Genomic DNA, 9,380 nt, shown 5'->3' on the forward strand with positions numbered 1-9,380 from the left:
TACTCTTAAAGTTAAAGAGTATAAGAATCGTGTCCTAACAAAGTTAGCAACTCCAAACTTTTAATGTAACGGTAGATTATTTAATCGGGGAAGGTGAGATTTCTTCTTACGATAAAGAAGTGATAAAACGTATTGAAGATATCGACAAGCTTGATCCTGCAACCAAAGAACACTTGTTCTTTCTCGTGGATAATATTATCCAAAATTTTAAAACTAAACAGGCTTTCGCTAAATAAAAAACGTCCGCTCAATTGAGCGGACGTTTTTGTTATAAGCATAAAAATTGAAATCTTTTTAAGGAATAATAACTATTATATTTAATTATTGTTGAATCATTTAAAGTATATTCGTTCGGTGATTCAATACCTTTCTGCACTAAATCACTTACAGGAAAAACCTTAAAATTATACTTCCTATTTAAAACTATTTTTTTACAAGTAGATTGTTTATTAAATGGTGGTTTAAAAACCTCAATTATGTCATTATTATCCGCAATTAGAATATATACTTTGTCATTTTCATGTATTTTCGTAATACTACGTTCAATACGGAAAGGTTTAGAGCTAAACATTTTTTTTGTTTGACATCCACAACTAATAACTGCAATAATTATTAAAAAAAACAAATTTTTCATTTTACTTCCTTAATCGCTTATCATTAACATTAACTTTGTATAGAGATTTTTCTTGTACTTTCCCATGAATATTGGTTTTCTTTGCAACACCTTCCCAATATCTATTAACGCTCATCCCAACTACATCAAAATTTTGTCTTACTTTAATCACAATGTTATCTTGGGGCATCATTGCTCTTGTAGCATCATGTGCTTTTTGATATACAGGGCTTGGATTTGATTTTGTATCTATAGCAATATCACTTTTAGTTCTCAAAGATTCTTGCGTGATAAGTACATTTTCAACAACCTCATGTGTCATGCCTGTTCCCGATTTAGTTCCTATAAAACTTTCTGCATTACCTAATACTTCAGGATTAGTGTATTGGGTTCCTGTACTAATCCCTGTGGCTGAATCATAATTTGCTCCTCCGAAAGATCCTCCTGGTATTAATCCTCCATCTGGGGCTATATTTTTACTTTCAGCATAAATCCTCGAATCAATATTTTCGTTTTTAATACCATCATATAAAACCTTATCTGTTGCAGATAGTTTATTATAATCACCTTTGCTCAAATTAGCTGTATCTAGTTTACCGTTAGAATCCATTGTCATTGATAATTTACTATTTGCATTCAATTGCTGAAGAGCTTTATCTGCTAAATTTCCTAAAATATGGATATTATCAACTTGCATTCCGTCAGGGTCAATAAACCTAATCGGATTGTTCACAGCGTAATTATAGGTAGAATGTCTGCGATATTGTTCCGACAGTGGATCTACATTCTACTAACTCTACTCAACAAATTGCTCGCGCGAGGACAAAATATTTCAAAAAACGCCTACTTCTCAGCCCCGCATCGGAACTTTTCCAAACTTGATTATCAAGGCTTTCCCAAAGTTAAAAATTTATTCATTTGAAAAAATAAATTCCGCCAACTTTTTATTTCAATTGAAAAAATAAGTTCCATTTTTCCTGGTGTCGTTGTTGTTGTAAAATGTTAAAATGTGGGTAAAATGGTGGAAGGGTTCAGCGTTGGCTTTATCCACATTTTAATATTTTTAGTTCTATTATTCCAAAAATTTCTTTCGGAGTTGTTCAGAGCATGGGCGCATTTTCTCCTGTTCCGGGCGGGAGGTGTTGGCAAAAGGTATTTTTGGGTGAGGGAAAGGTTCGGGGAAGGTGTCGGCTAAAAGCGGTGGAAGCGGAGTTTTTTGTAAAAAACGGAGCGTAGGAAAGCATTTTGCATAATCCCAAATTATAGGCAAAAATGGTGCTGGTTTGCCAGTAGCGAAGTGGAAGGCAACGTTTTGCGTGGGCAATTGCGTATAATTTTGATTATGTTACTTGCTGCGGCATTAAAGCGTGGGAAAAGCGTTGGAAAAGCTTCGGGGAAAATGTCTTTTTTTGCTTTGGGGGCGGGATATTTAACCAAAATGCAAGCGTTGGGACGAAGTTCGTCTTCCATTTTTTTATCTTCTTGGATGGTAAAGATTTACGGCATTCTGCAATAGTTCTAAATCGGTTTGTTTATACTCTTCTGTGCTTGAACTTCTGCGGTGTCCGATAAATATTTGTACAACTCTTACATCGTTTCCGGATTTCAGTAAATTGGCGATGACACTTTGACGGATTTTCAAAGGTTGGATTCTTTCCTGTTCCGGTTTATCTTCATTGATTAAACGGCTTATTCCGTGAGGATTTAAACAAGTTCCATATTTCGATAATACAAAGTGTTCGCTTTCTTTTTTCGTGTGTTTTAAAAGCTGTTTCCGTTCTTCCAAATATTTCTGAAAAAGTATAATCTGGTTGGCTTTTAACGGTAATTTTCTTGCATTGGTTTTTCCGCCTTTTCCGATTTGGATTTCTGCGGTTTCAAGATTAATATCTTCTAATTTCAGTGATGCGATTTCATTCACTAAAAGTGCCTGATTAATGAGCAAACTTATGATTACTAAATTTCTTGTTTTTACCTTTTTATCTTTTGGATTATGGTTTTCTAAAATCTTTTCCAATTCTTCTTTGCTGTATAATTTTTCCGTTGCAATGCTTCTGTTTACTTTGTCTTTCAGATTTAATTTTAAACAAGGATGATCTCTTCTCTGTCCTGTTTCTTGTAAATATTTGTAGTAGATTTTGATTGCAAAAAGATTATTTCTTAAGGTTTTAGGATTGAGATTTTGTTTCCGTAAATATTCTATGTATTGCAGTATTTCCTTTAGTGTAGCGGTTTTTGCTTTCCTGTTCTGATAGTCTGTAAATCTTTTTATTAATGTTTTTAATCCTTTGGTTTTATAGTTTTCTTGTAGATAATTTTCTAAAGTTTTCATCCATATTCTTTTAAATTTTTGAGTTGGTTTTTATTGATATGTGTGTATATTTCCGTTGTTTCTAATTGGCTGTGTCCTAAAAAATCTCTGACTTTTTCAAGCTCCATTCCGTTTTCTAATAAGTGTGTTGCAATACTGTGTCGTAAACTATGGATTGATATTTTTTTTATTCGTTCTTCAGGAACTTTTATTTTCTTCAGTAAGCTTTTCAAAGTACTGTTATAAGTCCATTCCTGCATTCTGTCGCCTTTTGCATTAGATATTAGATGTTGATTAATTGGCTGCCGAACTTCGGCTTCAGTTGAAAAAATAAATTCTTCAAAATCTTTTCTTACTTTTTGGGTAAATGGAACTATTCGCCTTTTGCTGTTTTTTCCTTTTGGAACGATTAATAAATTTTCTTTCAGATATAGATCTTCTTTATTTACGGCAACTAGTTCTGCAACTCTTAATCCACAACCGTAACTTAAATTTAAAATAACTTTTTCTTTGAGTTCTGCGATTTCGTAAAGGTTTTTTATTTCTTCCTGTGTTACGATTTCTCTTACAAAATCATTCTCGTAATTCTTGGGATAACTGATATTAATTTGTAAAAGATTTGGAAGTTTTCTTAGTTCAAAAAGCATTTCGTAAAAACATTCTATTGCTCTTATAAAATGTAATATTGAGTTAGGTTTCAGCGTTTTTCCTTTCTTGATTTTATTAGGCCTTTGCTTTAAAAATTCATAGTATTTTAAAACATCTTTTTCCTTAATTTCTTTATAATTCTTGTCTGCAAATTCTAAAAATTCTCTTACATCATTGTATCTTTTTCTCGCAGTTTCTTCGATATATCCCTTTATTAATAAGTAATTGTAATAATCTTTCAGTATTTCATCAATCATAGTTTATAGGTTTATGATGCTTTTGTTCATTGTCCTTTTTTATTATTTTTAAAGGTATTCACGAACCACTACGTTAGGTTTGCTTACTCAATATTTTAAATTTTGGAACGCTAACTTTTATTTTCTCTGTAAACTCCTTATTCATCAATGCTTTTTATATCATAGATATATTTTTTAGTGTTCCTTTTGTGTTCCGTAGCGTTTCACACGCTTTCATTTACTATTGTACTTAGCTTTTTATTCTTGGGTTTTGAAGGTGCTATTTGCTCTTGTTTTAGTCCTTGGATTTGTAGCATTAAAAAGTCTTTGATTTCGGTTCTTAGTTTCTGATAATTATCCCAATAACTAATTTTATAACGTATTCCTTTGTTGGCAAAACCTCCGACTTGTTTGATGTAATCAAGTTCTACAAGTGTTTGTACATAGCGGAACATCTGTGTTTTACTGATATTAAATTCTTGTCTTATTTCTCTTAAAACAAAATCTTGCTTTTCATTTTTTACATATTTCTTTAATCTTTCGTAGAACTGTCTTAAACTTCCGTCTAATTCATCTACTTTCAGTACAATACTTTCAAACAAAACCTCTGTAGCCTGTTCTATATCTTCGATTTCTGTAATTAATTGATTGTCTTTTGTGAGTTTTCTCTGATGCTGATTTAAAAATGTAACTTGTTTTATTACTGCTTGATACATTTCGTTTAATCGTCTTATTTTATGCACCTTTTCGGGAAGATTGAGTTTGGTTGCATAAGGATTTATAACCTCATAGTATTTTAGATTTCTAACTAATTTCTGTATAAAACCTATTGCTTTTTGTTGTTCGTTTGGATCTATTTCTCCAGCATTTCTGCGGTTCTGGTAATTAATAATTCTCTGTGTCTGTTCTTTGCTTTCATCGACGGCAACTAAAAAACTTCTACTCATATTATCTTCGTAGGTTTCGCCTTTGGTGGTTGCAGATAAAGAACTAAATTGACCTTTTACGATTTTATGGGAAGATTTGTTATTTCCTTTTTTATCCTTGATGGTTACGCTGCTTCTTAATACCTGGTTGGAAATAAATTCCCTCAATGCGTAAAGTGCGTCTTCTTTCAGTCCGTCTAAATCTTCTATAATGATGATCTTCCGGTACAGGTCAAACTCGCCCCAATTGTATAAACTCGATTCTGTAATTCTTGTAAATCTCAGTACGTCTTCTTGTGGCATTAAGTCCGCAATTCTGCTTATAATATGCGTCTTTCCGCTTCCCGAACTTCCCTGTACTAATGCGTGTAATGGATTTTTATTTAGATAACTAATGATGATTAAAAACAAAAGCATTCTGCTGTTTTCTTCGCCGATTATTCCGGATTTTTCGATTAATTGATTTAAGGATTTTAACAGGTCTTTTTGCCCGAGAAAATCGATTGGATTTAGTGTTTCGTTTTTGGTGTTTGGTGTTTGGGTTTCTCTTGGCTCTTGGTTCTTCTGTCTTGGTTCTATTTCTTCAGTTGAAAGAAAAATATCTTTCCGTTTCTTCAGTAATTCCAAAAATAGTTTTTCATCGTGCAATTGCAACGTTTCATTTACATCATTATTCGGAAGTTCCACGCTACTAATTTTCACATTGGTAAATTGTTCCATTAGTACATTGGTATATTTTTCTACGGCTGTTTTTCCTGCTTCGTCTTGGTCAAAACAAAAAATGATTTCCTCCAACTGCTTTAATTCTTTGATTGCATTTAGGATTTCTTCATTCAGCCCGTTTGTTCCGAAGCAACTGATTAAACTGTAGTTTTCCCTTATCTGGGGTATTTGCAAAAGACTTGCACAATCTATTATTGCTTCGGTTAAGATGAGTTTTTTAGTATCCTTTTTTGGATATCCTGGATAAATGCCTTTTCTGTCTTTCAGATAATAATGTTTGTGTTTATCATCATTGAGAGTACTTCTAAAATATAATCCGGTTACTTCATTCTCTCTATTTCTTAAAGCAAAACAGATAGACCATTTTCCAAAAACTCCGTAAGCTTTTTCTCCAGTTCTTCCGGTAATGCCTTTATCTATCAACAATCCGCAGGCTATTGCCTGTTTTATTAATTGCTCGTCACGCCGTGACCCGTGGTGGAACTGCCCCGAGTTATAGCCAACTTCGATTTTTGTATAATCCAACCCCCTTTTCTGTAGATAATCTTTTGCCGGCTTGGAGTTATTAATTGCATTTCTAAAATACTGGAACATATTTGTTAAGAACTGCTCTCTCGTTAAATCCTTTTGGTAGCGGTCTTTTCTATTGGGTTCTGTATGTCCTAAAATTTCTACTGCTTTTTTGATGGCTTCGTGTTTCGTGCAGTTTTCTTTGTGTAAAATAAAATCTATCACATCCATACTTTTGCCGTGGGTTTTGCAGTTGGAACTAAAGCAATATGCGGTTTGTGTTTTGTAATACACTTGCATACTTGGCGTTTTGTCTTCGTGGAACGGACAACAGATTCTGTTGGTCTTATCCGCTTTTAAACCGTAATAATGCAGAACATTTGCAATCGTGAGCAGGGATTTTATTTCAGAGATTTCCATAGGAAAAAAATATTTAAAATTTTTTCTGTGTTATTATTAGATACAAAAGTATCTTTTTGTTTTCAATTTGCCAAATCTTATTGGATTTTTTTGTATCCTTTTATTTCATATTTTTGTTACTATAATTGATTATTAAGAACTTTTATATCTTTTTAGAGATGAATATAGGAAGTGTAATTACTGCTTTGAGGGATAAAAACAATTTCTCTCAAAGTGATTTAGCAGATAAGAGTGGAGTGTCTCGTGTAATGATAGGAAAGTATGAACGGGGGGAAGCAATTCCTTCAATTGATGCTGCTAAAAAAATTGCCGATGCTCTTGGGGTATCTTTAGATTATTTAGTGGGCGAGACTTCACAGGTCTCTTTTGATAAAAGAACGGTAGATCGAATTAAGGATTTGGAACAGCTCGAAGAAAGCAAAAAACAAACCCTTTATGATCTTATTGATACTTATATCAGGGATTTTAAAACCAGAAAAACCTTTTCTAATATATAGATATATAGACTATGAAAAATATTGTATTGATCTTTTCCTTAATTGTTACTTCTTTTTTATCGGCGCAAGAACTTCTACCGCCGCCACCGCCAGCAACTCCTACGGCAGAAAATAAAATCCTTATTGATGAGCTTATCAAAGTAACAGAATTTAAAAATTATTTCACCGATTATTGTAATAAAAAAGTAGAACAGGCGGCTAAAGAAAACAATTGGGATGATAAGAAAAAACAAGAGATTATTAATAGTATAAATTTCAAATATTTTGTAGGATCAATTTATAATGCTTTTGCCTCTGAAAATAAGGAAACTTTAAATAATGCAATTGCATTATTTAAAGATATAAACAATAAAAAAAGTGATAGTTTCTTAAAATTTGTTCCTATAAATCCTATGATACAGTATAACTTTGAAGGTTTTGTAAGAAGTTTATTGCAAGGAAAATACATATTAACACAATAAAAAAGTCACCGATTTGGTGACTTTTTTTGTTCATTAGTACTTCCATTTATTCTATAGCAATATCGTCAAGACTAAAAATAATGAAAAAACAGAGGATATATTGGATTATATTTTCGTTTACATCATAAACTAAAAGTCTGTACTGTTTTTTGGAAGAAAAAATTTTCGGCATATAACATTCTAAAATTAAATTTCCATTGCTATAGAAGCTATAGTTAGGATTGAAGTTTAGAGCTTTAGATTTATAAGATATTGTTTTTTTACTTATGCTAAAAGTGTTATTATTTACCAACTTAATTTCTGGATTAAGGTCTGAAAATGTAATTTTCAATTTTCGATAAAACAATACTTGTGTTAATTTAGATGTTAGTACTAATTTTTTGTCAATAAACATATTTGAAGTAAATACGAAACCTCCAAATTTTCTTTCGATAAAAATTTCTTTTCCATCTATGTAAAGAAGAAAATCTCCTTTATTTATCATTTCAAAAAAATATTCTGTCATATTATTTGATTCCCGCCTTTATGTTAAGATCAACTCCAAGTAGAGCTTTAACACCTACTCCAAAGCTAACACATCCTCCGCAAGTTGATTTTACTGAACCCGTTAGGTTTCCTCCTTTCATTAGGCTATTTTGACCAAATCCATTTCCTTTTTTATAGAAACCTATTTGGCCTATTCCTGTTGTTTTTGCTGTTTCACTATTATATCCAAAAGGATTATTATTGCTTTTTTCAGTCCAAGAATGTTCAACCCCTGCTGTAGCACTTATAGGAGTACCTTTAAAACCAGCTCCTATAGAAGCACTACTTTTAAATTTTGTACTTCCTGCTTCATTTAGCCATCCTCCTGTTGAGTTACTTGGATTGATTAAATCTAAGTTGAAGCCAGCTACATCAAATGAAACCACATTTATATCTGCATTTCCGACAGGAGCTTTTATACCTGCTTGAACTCCTAAAGATGTTTTACCTTCTATCTCTAAAACTAAATTATCAGAAATAAAATTTCTTATTTTAATGCTTAGAGGCTCTGTTCCAGCCATATCTGGTGCAATATGACTTGTTCCATTTTGTATCCATTCTCGATTTTCACCAAAAAGAACATATCCAGATCCATTGGTTGCATCACTACCATATGCATTAGGAGCGTGATGAATGGCATCTGATCCCCAAAATTTTTGTGCTTGTGCTTGATTTGTAACTCTACTATCCCAAAAAACATTACCCCCAACTTGAACCCAATCCAATGGAGCACGTCCATCTGGATCAGTATACTTCACTGGATTATTAAATGAATAATTGTACGGTGACCAACTCGGAAACTTCTCCGCCAGCGGGTCTACAACACCCCATCTTCCAATATCCGGCATATAGAACCTTGCTCCATAGTCATACATTCCAGATTCTGTTTGCAGTTCCTTGCCGTTGTACTTATACTGATAAGAAGGATTTCCTGCCAACCCATTATATCCGTCATGTTTTAATCCAAACGGATAATAATTGTTTTCTTCAATCATCTGTATTCCTGTACCATTATTCATATAGCTTAAACGTACATTTCCTAAGTGGTCTGTGTAATTGTAAATATACTTATTATTTTCAAAATTATAATATCCTTCTGCTGTAGGTACAAATTTTAATACCATTGGAACCCTGTCTGATGCTCCCTGACCTTCATATTGAAAGCTATCCAGATAATTGGTTATGGTAAAAGCCTCCGAATTGTTTTTCGCTATGCCGTATGAATAAGTTTTGCTTAGCTTTGTTCCATCTGCTCTATACAAATATTGAGTAGTGATATTTTTAATCTGCTCTAATCCTGAAAATATGTCCCTTACAATATAAGTCTGGTCAAATGTAATTTTTTTAGGAAGATTAAGATAATTATAGTCAATGCCCAAGATTCCCTTATCCTTATGGCTGATCATATTTCCATTATTATCATAAGAAATAGTATTTCCTGATACATCGGGATAGCCGGCATAATTCTGACTGGCATCAGTAACGGTGTTCAGGCGGTTTCCAGTATATG

At 32.6% G+C, this 9,380-nt stretch carries 9 protein-coding genes; 2 read left to right on the forward strand and 7 right to left on the reverse strand.

Going from position 1 to position 9,380, the window contains the following annotated elements:
• Positions 1 to 635: 635 nt before the first annotated feature.
• The 5 genes from ABMQ40_RS16260 to ABMQ40_RS16280 all read right to left on the reverse strand — a co-directional run bounded on the left by ABMQ40_RS16260 (position 636) and on the right by ABMQ40_RS16280 (position 6,387).
• Positions 636 to 1,346, reverse strand: coding sequence for a hypothetical protein (locus tag ABMQ40_RS16260; RefSeq protein WP_370901498.1), 711 nt, complete (start codon positions 1,344 to 1,346; stop codon positions 636 to 638).
• 527 nt (positions 1,347 to 1,873) lie between these two features.
• Positions 1,874 to 2,083 (reverse strand): hypothetical protein, encoded by a 210-nt coding sequence (locus ABMQ40_RS16265; protein WP_370901500.1) that lies wholly within the window; start codon positions 2,081 to 2,083, stop codon positions 1,874 to 1,876.
• Positions 2,084 to 2,087: 4 nt separating this feature from the next.
• On the reverse strand, positions 2,088 to 2,945 hold the full coding sequence (locus ABMQ40_RS16270) for a tyrosine-type recombinase/integrase (RefSeq protein ID WP_370901502.1): 858 nt from the start codon (positions 2,943 to 2,945) through the stop codon (positions 2,088 to 2,090).
• Entirely contained in the window at positions 2,942 to 3,829 is an 888-nt protein-coding gene (locus ABMQ40_RS16275) for a tyrosine-type recombinase/integrase (protein ID WP_370901504.1), read from the reverse strand. Before ABMQ40_RS16275 ends, ABMQ40_RS16270 begins: the two co-directional genes overlap by 4 nt.
• Before the next feature lie 203 nt (positions 3,830 to 4,032).
• Complete coding sequence (locus ABMQ40_RS16280; protein ID WP_370901506.1) at positions 4,033 to 6,387, reverse strand: MTBMA_p00010-related P-loop-containing protein; 2,355 nt, start codon at positions 6,385 to 6,387, stop codon at positions 4,033 to 4,035.
• Between the two features lie 158 nt (positions 6,388 to 6,545).
• On the opposite strand from ABMQ40_RS16280, the gene ABMQ40_RS16285 reads away from it, so the two are divergent.
• A complete protein-coding gene (locus ABMQ40_RS16285) occupies positions 6,546 to 6,884 on the forward strand; it encodes a helix-turn-helix domain-containing protein (protein WP_370901508.1) in 339 nt (112 codons plus the stop codon).
• Between the two features lie 11 nt (positions 6,885 to 6,895).
• Entirely contained in the window at positions 6,896 to 7,345 is a 450-nt protein-coding gene (locus ABMQ40_RS16290) for a hypothetical protein (protein WP_370901510.1), read from the forward strand.
• Positions 7,346 to 7,391: 46 nt separating this feature from the next.
• Here ABMQ40_RS16290 and ABMQ40_RS16295 read toward each other — a convergent pair whose 3' ends face one another.
• Together ABMQ40_RS16295 and ABMQ40_RS16300 are read right to left on the reverse strand one after the other, a co-directional pair.
• The gene (locus ABMQ40_RS16295) at positions 7,392 to 7,850 is read right to left on the reverse strand and encodes a hypothetical protein (RefSeq protein WP_370901512.1); all 459 of its coding nucleotides are present in this window, start codon (positions 7,848 to 7,850) and stop codon (positions 7,392 to 7,394) included.
• A 1-nt stretch (position 7,851) separates the two neighbouring features.
• Positions 7,852 to 9,380: RHS repeat domain-containing protein (locus ABMQ40_RS16300; RefSeq protein ID WP_370901514.1), on the reverse strand; the 1,529-nt coding region annotated here is incomplete at its 5' end.

Origin of the sequence: Chryseobacterium gossypii (genome assembly GCF_041361455.1) — a bacterium.
Taxonomy (GTDB): Bacteria; Bacteroidota; Bacteroidia; order Flavobacteriales; family Weeksellaceae; genus Chryseobacterium; species Chryseobacterium gossypii.

What these genes read in the sequence shown, in the direction of transcription:
- ABMQ40_RS16265 (WP_370901500.1), bottom strand. Translation starts at nt 2,083, where the DNA reads ATGGAAGACGAACTTCGTCCCAACGCTTGCATTTTGGTTAAATATCCC.
- ABMQ40_RS16270 (WP_370901502.1), bottom strand. Translation starts at nt 2,945, where the DNA reads ATGAAAACTTTAGAAAATTATCTACAAGAAAACTATAAAACCAAAGGA.
- ABMQ40_RS16275 (WP_370901504.1), bottom strand. Translation starts at nt 3,829, where the DNA reads ATGATTGATGAAATACTGAAAGATTATTACAATTACTTATTAATAAAG.
- ABMQ40_RS16280 (WP_370901506.1), bottom strand. Translation starts at nt 6,387, where the DNA reads ATGGAAATCTCTGAAATAAAATCCCTGCTCACGATTGCAAATGTTCTG.
- ABMQ40_RS16285 (WP_370901508.1), top strand. Translation starts at nt 6,546, where the DNA reads ATGAATATAGGAAGTGTAATTACTGCTTTGAGGGATAAAAACAATTTC.
- ABMQ40_RS16290 (WP_370901510.1), top strand. Translation starts at nt 6,896, where the DNA reads ATGAAAAATATTGTATTGATCTTTTCCTTAATTGTTACTTCTTTTTTA.
- ABMQ40_RS16295 (WP_370901512.1), bottom strand. Translation starts at nt 7,850, where the DNA reads ATGACAGAATATTTTTTTGAAATGATAAATAAAGGAGATTTTCTTCTT.